The sequence below is a fragment of the Nonomuraea coxensis DSM 45129 genome, from assembly GCF_019397265.1.
In the GTDB taxonomy this organism is placed as follows: Bacteria; Actinomycetota; Actinomycetes; order Streptosporangiales; family Streptosporangiaceae; genus Nonomuraea; species Nonomuraea coxensis.
Genome location: NZ_CP068985.1, coordinates 8,585,521 through 8,599,207, shown reverse-complemented (window position 1 = coordinate 8,599,207; position 13,687 = coordinate 8,585,521). Strand labels below are relative to the sequence as shown.

Genomic DNA, 13,687 nt, shown 5'->3' with positions numbered 1-13,687 from the left:
TCTGGAGGCACCCCCAGACCACGAGGATCGCCCGATGCCCCAGCCGAGAGCCGCACTCCCCGTGCTCGCCGCGGCCACGCTCGTGTCCGCCCTGCTGACCGCCGCCCCCGCGGGCGCGGCCATCAGCGGGGCGGCGGACCTGCCCCTGACCTCGGCGATCTTCGGCGCCACGCACAACAGCTACTCCGGCGACCTCGACGGCGCGAGAGGCTCGATCGTCCGCCAGCTCGACGAGGGCGTACGCTTCATCGAGCTCGACATCCACGACAACGGCTACGCGAGCGCCCGCGACTACGCGATCGGCCACGACGCCCCCGGCGACCTCGTGGACCACGCGGGCAACCCGGCCTCGAACCTCCTGCGCGACTGGCTCGCCACGATCGACGCCTGGTCGGCCGCCCATCCCGCCGCCGCGCCCGTCACCGTCGCCCTCGACATCAAGGACGACCTGACCGACAACACCTCCTACGCCGCGGGCAACCTCGCCGCGCTCAACCAGGAGCTCACCGCCGCCTTCGGAGCCCGGCTGCTGCGCGCGTCCGACTACCCGGCCGCCACGCCCACGGTGGACGGCTTACGCGGCCGGGTCCTCGTGGTGCTGTCCGGCAATGGGCGCACGCGCACGCTCTACAAGCGCGACGCCGGCACGAACCCCGCCGTCGCCATGAACGGCCGCGGCCAGGTCGTCGAGGTGCACGACTCGGGGTCGGGCGAGCTCTGGTACTGGAGCGGCACGTACGCCCCCGACGGCACCGTGACCTGGCTGCGCCACGGCCGCTACGACAGCGGCGTGACCCCGGCCGTGGCGCTCAACGACGCCGGCGACCTGGTCGAGGTCCACCAGTCCCAGAACGCCACCACGCTGTGGTACCGCGTCGGCCGCCTCGCCGCCGACGGCGAGATCACCTGGTCGGCGAGCCGCCAGTACGACAACGGCGTCCTGCCCACCGTCCGCTTCGCCGACGCCGCCGGCACCCGGCTGCACGAGATCCACCGCAGCCAGAGCAACAGCCAGAACTGGACCTGGTCCGGCGTCCTCGACCCCGCCGCGCGCACGGTCGCCTGGACCGGCAACGCGAAGACCTCCGACGCCCGCCACGACAAGACCACCGCGGTCAGCGGCACGTCCCGGGTGCGCGTCTGGACCGGCGCCGACGGCCCGACCCCGGCGACGACCCTGCGCGTCGACACCGACCGGCGCGCCGGCGAGCGCATCCGCTACCCGCAGGTCGCCTTCACCGAGTTCCAGCAGGGCGACAGCGCCGAGCTCCAGCAGGACGCGCTCCACCACGCCGCGCCCGCCACGCAGTCGTCGTTCCTCGTCGCGGCCAGGCGGGCCGGGCGGCTGGCCCGCGGCTGGAACTTCGACTCGGCGTCACAGGCGAGCGACCCCCTCGCCAATTACCCGGCGACGAACCGCCCGTACGACACTTGGTACCGGAACCTGCTCACGCAGGCGGGCGCCGTTCGCTGAACGGGATCACCGTCTCCTGATCGTCACGCAGGCCGCGTCGACGCTGAGGAAGGCGGCACCATGACCGACGCCCCGCCCCGCCCCGCGACCGGGGTCACCGTGCTGGTCGCGGCCGGGCTCGCGGCGGACCGTGACCTGCTGGCGGAGCTGGCCGGTCGCGAGTTCGCGGCGCTCGGGGCCGAAGGGCGGCTGGTCGTGCCGCCGGACGCCGCGTCCTTCGCGACCGCGCTGGACGCCGCCGGAGCCGATCCGGGGCACGCCGTCGTCGCCCTGCCCGGAGCCGATCCCGAGGTGCGCGCCCTGATGGAGCCGCCGCGGCCGTACCGCGACCGGCTGGTCTGGCTGGACCTGGGGAGGACCGGCCCGCGGCCGGCCGGCGGCGCGCTCCACCTGTACGGCCGCGGCGTCGGCGGCCTCACCTGGGCCGTCAGGGCGGCGGCGCACCGGGTGACGTGCCGCCCCCGCCGCGTCGCCTACGGCCCCCACCCCGACCAGTACGCGGAGCTGCTCCTGCCGGACGCCGGGCCCGCGCCGGTCGCGATGCTGCTGCACGGCGGCTTCTACCGGACACGCTGGGCCGCCGACCTCATGGACGCGCTCGCCGCCGACCTCGCCGGCCGCGGGTTCGCCGCCTGGAACGTGGAGTACCGCCGCCCGGACCGGCACGGCTGGGCCGCCACCGTGTCCGACGTCGCCGAGGCGTACGCCGCCCTCCAGACCCTCGGCGGGGACGTCGATCCGGCCCGCGTCGCGGTGATCGGCCACTCGGCGGGCGGCCAGCTCGCGCTGCGCCTGGCCGCCGACCTGTGGGCGGCCGGACGCGGCCCGGCGCTCGCCGTCTCCCTGGCCGGCCTCGTGGACCTGGTGGAGTGCGACCTCCGCGACCTGAGCGGCGGCGCGACGGCCCTGGCGCTCGGCGGCCGGTGCACCGAGATCCCCGACGTGTACGCGGCCTCCAGCCCTCTCGCCCGGCTCCCGCTGGGCGGCCCGCAGCTCGTGGTCCAGGGCACCGGGGACGACCCGGACCTCGTGGACTTCAACCGCCGCTACGCCCGCGCCGCGACCGCGGACCCGGTCACCTACCTGGAGGCCCCCGGCGACCACTTCTCGGTGATCGACCCGGCGACCCCCATCTGGGCCGCGACGGCCGCCCGCGTCGAGGAGGCGCTCAGGCCGGCGGGGTGACCGGCCGCCAGCCCACGGGGCTGGACAGCACCATCGTGCTCGACGGCCGCCCGTACGGCGACAGCCCGTCGATCAGCCGCTCGAAGTCGGTCATCGAGTCCAGCGCCACCACGAGCAGGCAGCAGGTGTCCCCGGTCACCCGGTACACCTGGACGATCTCGGGCCGGGCCAGCACCTCCTCGTGGCGCAGCACACAGCGGGCGCCGTAGCAGTCCATCCTGATCAGCGCCCGCACCGTGCGCCCGGCCCGGCCGAGGTCCACGTGCGCGTGGTAGCCCGAGATCACCCCGGTCTCCTCCAGCCGCCGTACGCGCTCGGCCACGGCAGGGGCGGACAGGTGCACCCGCCGTGACAGCTCGCTGTAGGAGAGCCGGGCGTCGGCCTGCAGCTCGCCGAGGATCGCCCAGTCCATCGCGTCCATGGCATCCATCCGTCACTCTCGGCAGCGGCGAAAGGCAAACCCGGGATCGCCTTTCGAACGTAAGGCCATCCTGCCTCATCACCTTTGGTCCGCCCTTTCGGCCCCGTTCGTACGAAAGCGAACATTGAGGTGAACGAGGAGGAGTGATGGCAGCCCCGAGACTGCGCTTCGCGCACGCCACCCCTTACGACGAGTACGTCGGCACCGCCACCCTGCGCGCGCTGCCCGGCCCGCGGACCGCCACCAGGGAGGAGCCCGCGTTCCTGGTCACCACGCAGGTCATGGAGCTGTACTTCGGCCTGGTGCGCACCGAGCTGCGCCTGGCCGTCGAGCTGCTCGGCGAGCCCGAGCTGCCCCCGGCGACCGCGGTGATCGCGCGCGCGGCGGCGTACCTGGACGTGGTGAACGCCGCCTGGCGGCCGCTGAACCGGCTCACGCCGCGCCAGTTCAACGCCTTCAGGCCGGCGCTCGGCGAGGGCTCCGGGTTCCAGTCGGCGCTCTACCGCGAGGTGGAGTTCCTGCTGGGGGACAAGAACCCGTCCCTCGTCCAGGTGCACCGCGGCGACCCCGAGGCCCACGGCGCGCTGCTGGCGGCCCTGCGCGCGCCCAGCCTGTACGACGCCGCCCTCTCCGCCCTGGCCCGCCGCGGGCACGACGTCCCCGAGGCCGTGCTCACGCGCGACCCGGCGCGGCCGTACGAGCCCGACCCCCAGGTGGAGAAGGCGTGGTCCCGCGTGTACGCCGAAGAGGGCCCGGGCGACGAGCTCTGGGAACTGGGCGAGGCGCTGACCGACCTCGCCGAGAACTTCATGGCGTGGCGGACCCGCCACCTGGTGGTGGTCCGGCGCGCGATGGGCGCGAAGATGGGCACGGGCGGGTCGAGCGGCGCGAGCTGGCTGGAACGGTCGCTGCGCCGCGAGATCTTCCCCGAGCTCTGGTCGGCCCGCACCCTGGTCTGACGTGCCGACCCCCTGGCGTGATGGAGAACCCGTGAACACCCACCCCGAGCAGGACGCCCTCGCCGCCGACGCCGCCGACCCCGGCCGCCGCGCGGAGTTCCTGATCCCGCCGGCCCCGGCCGGCGCCCCCTACCCGGAGACGGCCTACTTCGCCGGCAACTCCCTGGGCCTGCAGCCGAAGGACGCCGCCGCGGCCGTCCAGGCCGAGCTGGCCGAGTGGTCCGGCCAGGCCGTCGAGGCGTGGTTCGCCGCCGAACGGCCGTGGGTGAGCTACCCGGCGCTGCTCCGCGACGACATGGCCGCCCTGGTGGGCGCGCGTCCCGAGGAGACCGTGGTCATGAACGCCCTCACGGTCAACCTGCACCTGCTGATGGCCACGTTCTACCGCCCGGAGGGAGAGCGCGTCCGGATCGTCATCGAGGACACCGCCTTCCCGTCCGACTCGTACGCGGTCGCCGGTCAGGCCGCCTGGCACGGGCTCGACCCGGCCCGCACGGTCGTCCGGCTGCCCGCCGCCGACATCCCCGCCTACCTGGCGGCCGAGGGCGGCAGGGTCGCCCTGGTCCTGCTCGGCGGGATCAACTACCTCACCGGCGAACTGCTGGACATCCCCGGCATCACCGCCGCCGCGCACGAGGCGGGAGCCGTGGCCGGCTGGGACCTCGCGCACGCCGCCGGGAACGTCCCCCTCTCCCTGCACGACTGGAACGCCGACTTCGCCGTCTGGTGCACCTACAAGTACCTCAACGGCGGTCCTGGAGCCCCCGGCGCCTGCTTCGTGCACGCTCGCCACCTGACCGGCGGCGCGGACCCCGCCCTGCCCCGGCTGACCGGCTGGTGGGGCACCGACGAACGGGTCCGCTTCGAGATGCGCCCCGATCGCGACCACGTGCCCGCCGCCGACGCCTGGCAGGTCTCCACGCCGCCCATCCTCGGCCTGGCCGCGCTGCGGGCCGCGCTCGCCGTGCACGCCAAGGCCGGCATGGCCGAGCTCGGCGCCCGCAGCCGCCGGCTCACCGGCTACCTGGAGTCGCTGCTCGCCCCGATGGACGGCGGCCCGATCGAGCTGATCACCCCGTCCGACCCGGCGCGACGCGGCGCCCAGCTCTCGGTGCGGGTCGCCGCCGGCGACGCGGCCGGGCTGGCCGGGCGGCTGCACGCCCGGCACGGGGTGCTCGCCGACGTGCGCAACCCGGACGTGATCCGCTTCGCGCCGGTGCCGCTGTACTCGACGTACCACGACTGCTGGCGGGCCGCCCGCGCCCTCGCCGCCGAACTGACCGGCTGAGGCCGGAACGGCGGTCACCCGGGCGGTCGGGGCGGGCGGCGGCGTCAGCCGTCCTCCGGCTCCTGAGGCTCGGGCGGATCAGAGCGCGGGCGTTCGATGGGCGGCAGGTGGGTGGCCGGCCAGGAACCGCCGGGCGGCCTGACCGGCGGCTGCGGATCCGCGCGCGGCTCGGGTGCGGGCTGGGGGGACTCCGCCGCGCGGCGCTCGCGCGGGGCGAACATCGTGCGGGCCCGCCGCTGGATCCGGTCGAGGAACCCGGGCTGCCGCCCCTCGTCGGGCGATGGCGGCGAGCCCTGAGCTGAGGGCGGCGGCGCCCCCGGCTCGGCGGACGGCTGCACCCGGCCCACCAGCCCCCAGAGGTCGGACGCCGGCCCGGAACCTCCCCGCGCGGCGGGCCGAGCCGACGGCGCGGAGCGGGGCAGCGGACCGGACGAGCCCGGCCCCGGCCGGGACAAGGGTCCGGACGAGCCCGGCGACGGGTGGGACAGGGGGCCGGACGAGCCCGGTGATGGGCGGGGCAAGGGGCTGGACAGCCCCGGTGACGGGCGGGGCGCGGGCGGGGCGATCTCGACGGACATCGGGCGCGGCACGTCGGCGGCGGCGACGAGCAGCCTTCTGGCCGCGTCCACGTCGTGCAGCGACCTCAGTCCGATGATGACCGTGATCGGCGCGACCGCCGACCTGCCGAGGTCCCATGCCAGGGACCGCTGGTCCTCGGGGAAGGCGTAGCAGCCCGCGCCCGGCTCGCCCGGGGCCCGCGCGGGCGGCTCCTCGTCCTCGGCGCCCCACGGCGGATCAGAGGGGGGACCGTCGCGCACCGACTCCAGCTGCGCCTGGTGCAGGTCCCAGTCCAGGGCCATCCAGTGCTCGTACACGGGGCCCGCCCACGTCACGAAGCCGCGCTCGAACGCCTCGGCCGACGGCACCGGCGCGTCCGCGGACGCCACCCACCCGACGAAGCAGTAGAGCTCGCGCTGGCCGTCGGAGTGCATGGTGCGGCTCAGCTCGGCCGCCTGGACGGCGCCGCCCACCATCACGAGGCGCCGGTCGCGGGCCAGGAGGAGACGCGGCCCGGCGGCCAGCCCTTTGCCGCCCCTGACCACGGCCGACACGCTGGAGCGCGCCCACTCGGGATCGATGGAGGACGGCAGCACCCGCCACCAGCGGTCGACCCTGCGTGTCCTGCCGTAGACGATCGGCATCCATGGGACCGGCATCAGTCTCCCATCCATCGCCCGTCGATGTGCATCGACGTGTCGAGCAGTTCGCCCTGGAGGATGTCCGCTCGATACTGGCATTCTCCCGCGAGCTGAGCCATCGAGGTGGCCAGCCCTCCGTACTGGTTGATCTCGGTGTTGAGCTCGGCCAGCTTCTTGCGGCCGAGCAGCCGGCGCATCCGGCCGGAGTTGATCGACTGGTACTCGCTGGCCCGCTCGGCGCCCTGCTGCTTGGCCAGGTCGGCCTGATAGGTGAAGACCCTGCTCGCGTGCCGGTAGAAGGAGAAGAGCGAGAAGATCATCGGCTTGTGCAGCCCCGCCGGGTCCACCGCCTGGGTGTCGACCCGCTGGTTGGTGGGGCGGCCGATGTCGCCGATGGTGACCGCGCACACGGCGGTGTCCCAGTCCTGTCTGAAGTACTGGGAGAACAGGTCGTCCCTGACCAGCGCGGTCAGCTGCCTGCGCCGGGTCAGTCCGTCGCCGGTCAGGACGTGCTTGAGCAGGTCGCCCTTGGTGATCAGCACGACGAGCGAGGGCGGGATGAGCTGCTGGTCGCGGCGTTTGTCGGCGATGTCGGAGATGGTCCTGGAGTAGCGGCCGACCACGTCGCGCAGCCGTACGGCGGCGTTGCCGTGACCGGCGAGGTAGTCGGCGAGCAGCGCGCCGTCGAGCGTGACGTAGACGCTGTCGGACTCCGCCAGGCGGGCGCGGACGGCGTCGGTGTCGCCGGTGCCGCTGCGGTCGCGGATGGCGCCGCCCCTGTAGTCGATCCAGTCGAGCGTGAGCAGGGGGTCCATCCCGTACCGGAAGGTGAAGGGGTAGACGCGCAGGTCCTCGGCGCTCGTCGGGGGCGGCAGGATGCCGTCCTCCACCATGGCGCTCCACGCGGTGGACAGGTCCAGGTCCACGTCGGGGTCGTCGGCGGTCAGGAAGAACCGCTGCAGACCCGCCGACAGGTGGGCGTACATCCCGATCAGGTAGGTGGTCTTGCCGCTGCCCGTGCCGCCCAGCATCGTGACCTGGATCTGCGGGATTCCCTCTGTCATGAGTTGACACCTCCACCGAGCAGGACGAAGTTCTCCGCCAGGAAGGATTCGAGCGCCTGGGCGGGGCCGAGCAGGGTGAGCAGGGCCTGCTGCTCGACGTAGGCCTTCTGATAGGCGAGGGAGGCGAGCTCGCGGTTGCTCAGCTCGCCGTTCCAGCCGCTCCTGACCCGGTTCCACCAGGTGTCGCCGCGGCTGTACCTGTCGCCGGTGGCGGCGCTCTGCTGCATCAGCGCGCCGAGGAAGTAGACCTGGGACATCAACCCGAAGCAGAGGCAGAACAGGACGGGGACCTCGACGTTCTGCGGGCGGGGCCCGCAGGCGACCCCGATGGGTAGGCAGACGACGAGCCTGTTGTCCGACACGGCCTCCAGGAGCGGATAGAGGACCTCGATCCCGTCGTCGCGGTCGGGGTCGGCCAGGTCGGCCTTGGTCAGCACGACGACGATGGGGGTCAGCCGGTCGCGGCCGGACAGGGCCTGGAACAGCAACGTCGTCAGCCTGCGCACCTTCTCCCTCGCCGCGCGGCCGCGCTGCAGGTCGACGAAGTCGATGAACAGGACGATCGCGTCGGCGGCCTCCAGGTCGTCGAGCAGCCGCCGCGTGTCCTCGGAGGTGCTGCGGTCCAGCAGCGCGCCTCCCCGGTAGTCGCGCCACAGGAAGTCGAGCAGCTCGCTCGCCCCGTGGCGGAAGGTCAGCTCGTAGTCGGAGTGCCGGTCGGAGGGCGCGGGGTACTCGCCCCTGCCGATCCGGTCGGCGGCCGACATGAGTTGGTAGTGGTCGGCGTTGGACTTGGCCCGCACCCGGAACCCGTAGAACCCGTCGGCCGCCATGAGCTTGTACATGGACGACATGTAGGTGGTCTTGCCGGCGTTGGGGTGGCCGAGCATCACGATGTTCATCAGTCGTCCAGGGGATTGCGGTTGGCTCGCTGAGTCCAGCCGCTGCGGCCGAGCAAGGGCCGCGGCGCGGGGGGCGGCACGGGGGACACGGGCGCCGGCGGGAGCGCGACCGGCTCCGCCGGTGACTCCGCCGCCGGTTCCTCGGGCTGTCCCTGGTCGGTGAGCAGGCTCTCGCTGAGCAGGTCCAGGCTTTCCAGGCGGAGCTGGTCGTGCTCGGGGAAGCTCTCGAACACCTCGCGCAGCTTGGCCTTGTGGTGTTCCTCGGTGGAGGCGCTGCCGAGGGCCTCCCGCATCAGCCGCAGCGCCCTCCGCTCGGCCTCGCTCTTGACGCCGCTCAGCACCCGGAGCGCGCGGTTGACGTCCTCGATCGCCTCGTCCTTCAGCCCTCTCCTGACCTTGCGCTGGGCGCGGTGCAGCAGGTGGAAGGCGGGGTCGGCGACCAGGGCGGAGTTCACGCCGAGGTCGGCGGGCCAGTCGTCGCCGAAGATCCCCGCGGCGGCGACGGCCTCGTCGAACTGCTCGACGTAGGCGCGGCGGCGTTGCAGGTAGTAGGTGTCGACCGCGACGACCACGCAGATGGTGACCAGGCGGGTGGCCAGGTCGTGGTTGAGTTCGAGCAGGTCGTGCTCGTCGGCGGGCGGCTCGGCGGCGAGGCCGGCCAGGGCGGAGGTGTCCTTGCTCCACTCGTCCAGGCTGGGGAAGGTCATCGCGTGCACCCTGCTCATCTCGTGCACGGTCTCGGCGCTGACGTGGCAGCCGCCGAGGTGGATGCCGAGGCGCTTGTGGTCGACGCTGAACTGCACGATGAGCGTGGGGATGCCGTAGAGGTCGATGGTGTAGAGGTCGTGGTTGACCCAGTGGAAGGGCCGGTCGACCTTGCGCAGGATCACCAGGCCGCGGTTCTGGTAGGTCATCAGGTTGTCGTAGACGCGCTGGCGCAGGCCCGACCAGGTCGGGCTGCTGGGGTCCTCGTTGTCGGGCGGGCAGAGCAGGACCGTGAGCACCTGCGGGTTGTTCCTCCGGCTCAGCGTCAGCGCCTTGCGTAACTGGCCGGGGCCCTCCGCGATCGGGTAGTGGTCGCGCTGGTGCTGTTCGAGCGCTCTGAGCCGCTCGGCGGCGAGGACGTCGCGCTGCTGGTCGGCCTGGTAGGCCGCGCGTCTCGCCTCCAGTTCGTGCGCGTACGTCTGGCCGATGGCGAGTTTTTCGCGCTCGAATTCCTGATTTTCCAGCCGAATGCGGGCATTAGCCGCATTTTTCGTTTTTTCCCCTGCGTAACCGGAGACAACGCCAATGGTCGCGTCTATCAGTTTCCCCAGGATCAACGCACCTGACAGCGGATCCGCCATGACCGTCCTCCCCCCGGACCCCACGTCAGAATGGCTCTTTGTCGCCCTTTTCGGCAAGTGCCACGCAGGAAAACGGAGGGAGTGACGTAAATCGTGAGAATTATTCGTGAAAGGCCGGGATATCAGGCCAGCCGGAAGGTGAACTCCACCCGCCGCCACGGTCCAGGCCGCCCGTCGGGCGCGGGGTCGTCCTGCTCGGAGAAGGGCACGATGATGGGCTCCTTCACGCCGAACACGGCGTCGGAGTCGAGATAGTCGCCGCCCTCCACGAAGAGCTGGGTGACCAGCGTGCGCCGCCCGGGCGCGGCGATCATGAAGTGCAGGTGCGGGGCGCGCATCGAGTGGCGGCCCGCGGCGGCCAGCAGCTCGCCCACCGGCCCGTCGTCCGGGATCGGGTACGGCGCCGGCAGGATCGTCCAGAACCTCAGCCGCCCGCCGGCGTCGGTGCGCAGCCGCCCCCGCAGCACCGGCCCCTCCTGGTCCGGGAGCTGGACGTCGTAGTAGCCGTCCTTGTTCGCCTGCCACACGTCCACCACGGCGTCGGCGACGGGAACGCCCGCGGTGTCGGTGATCGTGACGTCCGCCAGGACGGGCTCGCCGTCGAGGCCGCCCGAGATGTCGGCGCCCTGCGGCAGCTCCGGCGGGCCCTCGACGTAGAAGGGGCCGAGCACGGCCGACGGCGTGGCCCCGGCGGCGCGGGCGTTGCCGAGGACGTCGACCAGGCTGCTCACGCCGAGGACGTCCGAGAGCAGGATGAACTCCTGGCGAACGTCGCTGGTGATGTGCCCGGTCCGGGTGAGGAAGCCGATCGCGTACCGCCACTCCTCGTCGGTGACGTCGTTCTCGCGCACGAAGGCGTGCAGGTGGGAGACGAGGCCGCGGGCGAGCGTACGCAGCCGCTCCGGCGCGCCGTCGAAGCTCGCCAGCACCGTCCGCGTCAGCTCGTCCGCCGCCCGCTCGACCGCTTCGTCAGGGGTCGTGGTCATCGTGGTCCTCCGATCGATTGCCCGGTGAGCGCCCGGCGCAGCAGGTCCGCGACGCCGTCGCGGGTGACCGGGCGGGGGTTGGGGTACGGCCGTTCGGTCGCGAGCCCGGCCGCCCGGTCCACGTCGGCCTCGCCGAACCCCAGCCCGGCGAGGTCGGCGGGCCCGCCCAGGGAGCGGGTGAACCGCTGGAGACCGGCCGGGGCGTCCGCCACGCCGAGAGCGCCGGCCACGGCGCGCATCGCCTCCCGCGCGGCCGGCGCGTTGTAGTCCATCGCGTACGGCAGCACCACGGTGTGGAGAGGCGCGTGCGGCAGGCCGAAGGAGCCGCCGAGCGTGTGGCACAGCTTGTGGTGCAGCCCCATCCCGACGGCGCCGAGGCAGAGCCCGGCCAGGTAGGCGCCGTACAGCAGCTCCGCCCGCGCCTCCCCGGAGCCTGTGGCGAGCTGCCGCAGGCCGGTCGCCAGCGCGGCGATCGACTCGGTCGCCATCCGGTCGGTCGCGCCGGTGCGGCCGGGGGCGTAGAGCGCCTCCACGGCGTGCGCCATCGAGTTGACGGCGCTGGCGACCGTCACCGGCCAGGGCAGGCCCGTGGTCAGCGACACGTCGTAGATCACGGTGTCGGGGCGGATCGCGGGGTCGGTCGTGGTCGTCTTCCGCCCCCCGGCGGTCTCCCCGAGCACGGGCGTGACCTCGGACCCGGCGTACGTCGTCGGCAGCACGACGTGCGGCACCCCGAGCCGGTACGCGACCGCCTTCCCGAGCCCGGTCGTCGTCCCGCCGCCCACCGACACCACCGAGTCGGCGCCGGCCTCGGCGGCCCGCGCCAGCGCGGCCTCGGTCACCTCGACGGGCGTGTGCATGACGGCACCATCGAACACCCCCGCGGCGGCCCCGCCCAGCCCGGCCACGACACGGGAGACGAGTTCGCCGCGCCGCGGCGTGGACAGCACCAGCGCCCGCCGGCCGCCGAGCCGGTCGAGCTCGTCGCGGAGCCGGGCCAGCGTGCCCGTCCCGAACACCACCCGCAGGCCGCCGTCGTCCCGCTCGAAGTCGCGCACCACCGGGCTACCTGACCGGCTCGCTGCCGGCCACCGTGACCGGAGCCGTGACCGGAGCCGTGGCCGGGACCGCCGCCGCGCCGGCTCCGGCGACGCACACGTTGCGCATGCGCCCGATGCCGTCCACCCAGGACTCCACCACGTCGCCCGGCTGCAGGAACCGCTGCGGGCTGCGCCCCGCGCCCACCCCGGCGGGAGTGCCGGTGAAGATCAGGTCGCCCGGCATGAGCGGCAGGATGTGGGACAGCCGGGAGATCAGCTCAGGGATGGAGAAGACGAGGTCGGCGGTGCTGCCGCTCTGCACGACCTCGCCGTTGACCGAGCAGCCGAGCGCGAGCCGGTCCCGGCCCGGCAGGTCGTCGGCGGCCACCAGCCACGGACCGATGGGGCCGAACGTGGGGAACGACTTCGCCAGGCTGAACTGCGGCATCGGGCCCGCGGTCTGCCGCGACCGCTCGGAGATGTCCTGACCCACGGTGAGGCCCGCGACGTGCTCCCACCCCCGCTCGGCGGGCACCTGGTAGGCGTGCCGGCCGACGACCGCGACGACCTCGACCTCCCAGTCGCAGCAGCCGTCGATGAGCCTGATCGGCTCGTACGGCCCGCTCAGGCACGACAGGTACTTCGTGAAGACGCTCGGCGACTCCGGCGGCTCGCTGCCGATCTCGCCGGCGTGGTCCAGGTAGTTCATGCCGATGGCGAACACCTGGCGGGGCTCGTCCACCGGCGCGCGCAGCAGCGCGGGATCGAGCGGCCGGCCCGCGCCCAGGTCGGCGTTCTCAGTCCAGTCCCTGAACGCCGCCCAGTCCTCCAGGACCGACCGCGGACCCGGCCCGAACCGGCCCGACGACTGCTCGGCGATGTCGACGTACGCGGAGCCGTCGACGATGATCGACGCCCGTCCGTCGACGTTGGCGATGCGCAACAGACTCAAACCCTTCAGAAGGAAGCTCGTGGACGTGCGGCGTCAGTGCCGGTATCCGGTGTACCCGGGCGAGCAGCCGGGCGTCGCCGCGGTGCGTCCGCCGTCCACCGGCAGCAGGACGCCGGTGACGTAGGAGGCCGCCCGCGAGGCGAGGTAGAGCACGGCGGCGGCGTACTCGCCGGGCTCGGCCACCGGGCGGAGCGGCGTGGCCCGCCCGAGCTCGGCGACGATGTCGGTCTTCAGCGGCATGGCCGACGAGCCGGCCCGCGAGATGCCGTTGACGCGGATGCCCGAGGAGGCCAGCTCGGCGGCCAGGACGTGCACCAGGCTGTGCACGGCGCCCTTGGAGGCGGAGTAGCTGACGACGTTCGGGTTGCCGTAGGTGCCGTCGATCGAGCCGGCGTGCACCATCGACGCCCGCGACGACCGCTTCAGGTGCGGCAGGAACGCCTGGGAGGCGGCGTAGACGCCGGTCAGGTTGATCCGCACGGTCTCCTCGAACTGCTCGATCGACAGGTCGGGGAAGCGGCCGAAGTCGTTGGCGAAGTGGTGGGTGACCAGGGTGTCCACGGTGTCCCAGCCCTCCGGCAGGTCCGCCGCGAGCCGCTGGGGCCCGTACGGGTCGCGCGGGTCGTGGACCACGACGCGGGGCTCGCCGCCGGCGTCGCGGATCGCCTCCGCGGTGGCCTCGGCGGCCTCCTTCGTGGCCTGGGCCACCAGGACCTCGGCGCCGCACCGGGTGAAGGCGGCGGCCGACGAGGAGGCGACGTCCTCGGGGCCGTTGACGCCGATGCCGGTGCCGATCAGGACCACCTTGTAACCGGTGAAGTCGAAGGCTTGCGCGATGTCCATCTGTTCCTCGTGCTCTGTTGTCGGTGACGGC

At 73.4% G+C, this 13,687-nt stretch carries 14 protein-coding genes; 5 read left to right on the top strand and 9 right to left on the bottom strand.

What is annotated here, in order from left to right:
- Positions 1-34 precede the first annotated feature (34 nt).
- Both Nocox_RS40305 and Nocox_RS43515 read left to right on the top strand, forming a co-directional pair.
- Positions 35-1,474: a PI-PLC domain-containing protein gene (locus Nocox_RS40305; RefSeq protein WP_033409036.1), complete on the top strand. Its 1,440-nt coding sequence runs from the start codon at positions 35-37 to the stop codon at positions 1,472-1,474.
- Between the two features lie 60 nt (positions 1,475-1,534).
- The gene (locus Nocox_RS43515) at positions 1,535-2,659 is read left to right on the top strand and encodes an alpha/beta hydrolase (RefSeq protein ID WP_020543234.1); all 1,125 of its coding nucleotides are present in this window, start codon (positions 1,535-1,537) and stop codon (positions 2,657-2,659) included.
- On the opposite strand, the gene Nocox_RS40295 is transcribed toward Nocox_RS43515, so the two are convergent.
- Positions 2,643-3,080 (bottom strand): Lrp/AsnC family transcriptional regulator, encoded by a 438-nt coding sequence (locus Nocox_RS40295; RefSeq protein ID WP_020543233.1) that lies wholly within the window; start codon positions 3,078-3,080, stop codon positions 2,643-2,645. The genes Nocox_RS43515 and Nocox_RS40295 overlap by 17 nt on opposite strands.
- Before the next feature lie 146 nt (positions 3,081-3,226).
- Here Nocox_RS40295 and Nocox_RS40290 point away from each other — a divergent pair, with 146 nt between their 5' ends.
- Both Nocox_RS40290 and kynU read left to right on the top strand, forming a co-directional pair.
- Complete coding sequence (locus Nocox_RS40290; RefSeq protein WP_020543232.1) at positions 3,227-4,039, top strand: tryptophan 2,3-dioxygenase; 813 nt, start codon at positions 3,227-3,229, stop codon at positions 4,037-4,039.
- A 31-nt stretch (positions 4,040-4,070) separates the two neighbouring features.
- Positions 4,071-5,327, top strand: a complete 1,257-nt coding sequence (gene kynU, locus Nocox_RS40285; protein WP_020543231.1) for a kynureninase — start codon at positions 4,071-4,073, stop codon at positions 5,325-5,327.
- Positions 5,328-5,371: 44 nt separating this feature from the next.
- On the opposite strand, the gene Nocox_RS40280 is transcribed toward kynU, so the two are convergent.
- From Nocox_RS40280 to Nocox_RS40265, 4 genes are read right to left on the bottom strand one after another with little or no spacing between them, the layout of a single operon-like run.
- On the bottom strand, positions 5,372-6,544 hold the full coding sequence (locus Nocox_RS40280) for a hypothetical protein (RefSeq protein WP_026214346.1): 1,173 nt from the start codon (positions 6,542-6,544) through the stop codon (positions 5,372-5,374).
- The gene (locus tag Nocox_RS40275) at positions 6,544-7,590 is read right to left on the bottom strand and encodes a hypothetical protein (protein ID WP_020543230.1); all 1,047 of its coding nucleotides are present in this window, start codon (positions 7,588-7,590) and stop codon (positions 6,544-6,546) included. The genes Nocox_RS40280 and Nocox_RS40275 overlap by 1 nt, the downstream gene beginning before the upstream one ends.
- Positions 7,587-8,489, bottom strand: a complete 903-nt coding sequence (locus Nocox_RS40270) for a TRAFAC clade GTPase domain-containing protein (protein WP_020543229.1) — start codon at positions 8,487-8,489, stop codon at positions 7,587-7,589. Before Nocox_RS40270 ends, Nocox_RS40275 begins: the two co-directional genes overlap by 4 nt.
- Entirely contained in the window at positions 8,489-9,493 is a 1,005-nt protein-coding gene (locus tag Nocox_RS40265; RefSeq protein ID WP_020543228.1) for a hypothetical protein, read from the bottom strand. Before Nocox_RS40265 ends, Nocox_RS40270 begins: the two co-directional genes overlap by 1 nt.
- A gap of 69 nt (positions 9,494-9,562) precedes the next feature.
- Between Nocox_RS40265 and Nocox_RS40260 the strand changes: the two genes are divergently transcribed.
- The gene (locus Nocox_RS40260; protein ID WP_020543227.1) at positions 9,563-9,820 is read left to right on the top strand and encodes a hypothetical protein; all 258 of its coding nucleotides are present in this window, start codon (positions 9,563-9,565) and stop codon (positions 9,818-9,820) included.
- Between the two features lie 137 nt (positions 9,821-9,957).
- On the opposite strand, the gene Nocox_RS40255 is transcribed toward Nocox_RS40260, so the two are convergent.
- Genes Nocox_RS40255 through Nocox_RS40240 form a run of 4 tightly spaced genes read right to left on the bottom strand, consistent with a single transcriptional unit; the run spans position 9,958 to position 13,656 of the window.
- Positions 9,958-10,821, bottom strand: coding sequence for a dioxygenase family protein (locus tag Nocox_RS40255; protein WP_020543226.1), 864 nt, complete (start codon positions 10,819-10,821; stop codon positions 9,958-9,960).
- Entirely contained in the window at positions 10,818-11,882 is a 1,065-nt protein-coding gene (locus tag Nocox_RS40250) for a maleylacetate reductase (RefSeq protein WP_020543225.1), read from the bottom strand. The genes Nocox_RS40255 and Nocox_RS40250 overlap by 4 nt, the downstream gene beginning before the upstream one ends.
- A 4-nt stretch (positions 11,883-11,886) precedes the next feature.
- Positions 11,887-12,804, bottom strand: coding sequence for a fumarylacetoacetate hydrolase family protein (locus Nocox_RS40245; RefSeq protein WP_020543224.1), 918 nt, complete (start codon positions 12,802-12,804; stop codon positions 11,887-11,889).
- Between the two features lie 42 nt (positions 12,805-12,846).
- Positions 12,847-13,656 (bottom strand): SDR family NAD(P)-dependent oxidoreductase, encoded by an 810-nt coding sequence (locus Nocox_RS40240; protein ID WP_020543223.1) that lies wholly within the window; start codon positions 13,654-13,656, stop codon positions 12,847-12,849.
- Positions 13,657-13,687: the final 31 nt, after the last annotated feature.

Excerpts from the sequence above, each read along its gene's own strand:
- Nocox_RS43515 (WP_020543234.1), top strand. The coding sequence starts at position 1,535 with ATGACCGACGCCCCGCCCCGCCCCGCGACCGGGGTCACCGTGCTGGTC.
- Nocox_RS40275 (WP_020543230.1), bottom strand. The coding sequence starts at position 7,590 with ATGACAGAGGGAATCCCGCAGATCCAGGTCACGATGCTGGGCGGCACG.
- Nocox_RS40290 (WP_020543232.1), top strand. The coding sequence starts at position 3,227 with ATGGCAGCCCCGAGACTGCGCTTCGCGCACGCCACCCCTTACGACGAG.
- Nocox_RS40305 (WP_033409036.1), top strand. The coding sequence starts at position 35 with ATGCCCCAGCCGAGAGCCGCACTCCCCGTGCTCGCCGCGGCCACGCTC.
- Nocox_RS40270 (WP_020543229.1), bottom strand. The coding sequence starts at position 8,489 with ATGAACATCGTGATGCTCGGCCACCCCAACGCCGGCAAGACCACCTAC.
- Nocox_RS40240 (WP_020543223.1), bottom strand. The coding sequence starts at position 13,656 with ATGGACATCGCGCAAGCCTTCGACTTCACCGGTTACAAGGTGGTCCTG.
- Nocox_RS40280 (WP_026214346.1), bottom strand. The coding sequence starts at position 6,544 with ATGCCGGTCCCATGGATGCCGATCGTCTACGGCAGGACACGCAGGGTC.
- Nocox_RS40255 (WP_020543226.1), bottom strand. The coding sequence starts at position 10,821 with ATGACCACGACCCCTGACGAAGCGGTCGAGCGGGCGGCGGACGAGCTG.
- Nocox_RS40295 (WP_020543233.1), bottom strand. The coding sequence starts at position 3,080 with ATGGACGCGATGGACTGGGCGATCCTCGGCGAGCTGCAGGCCGACGCC.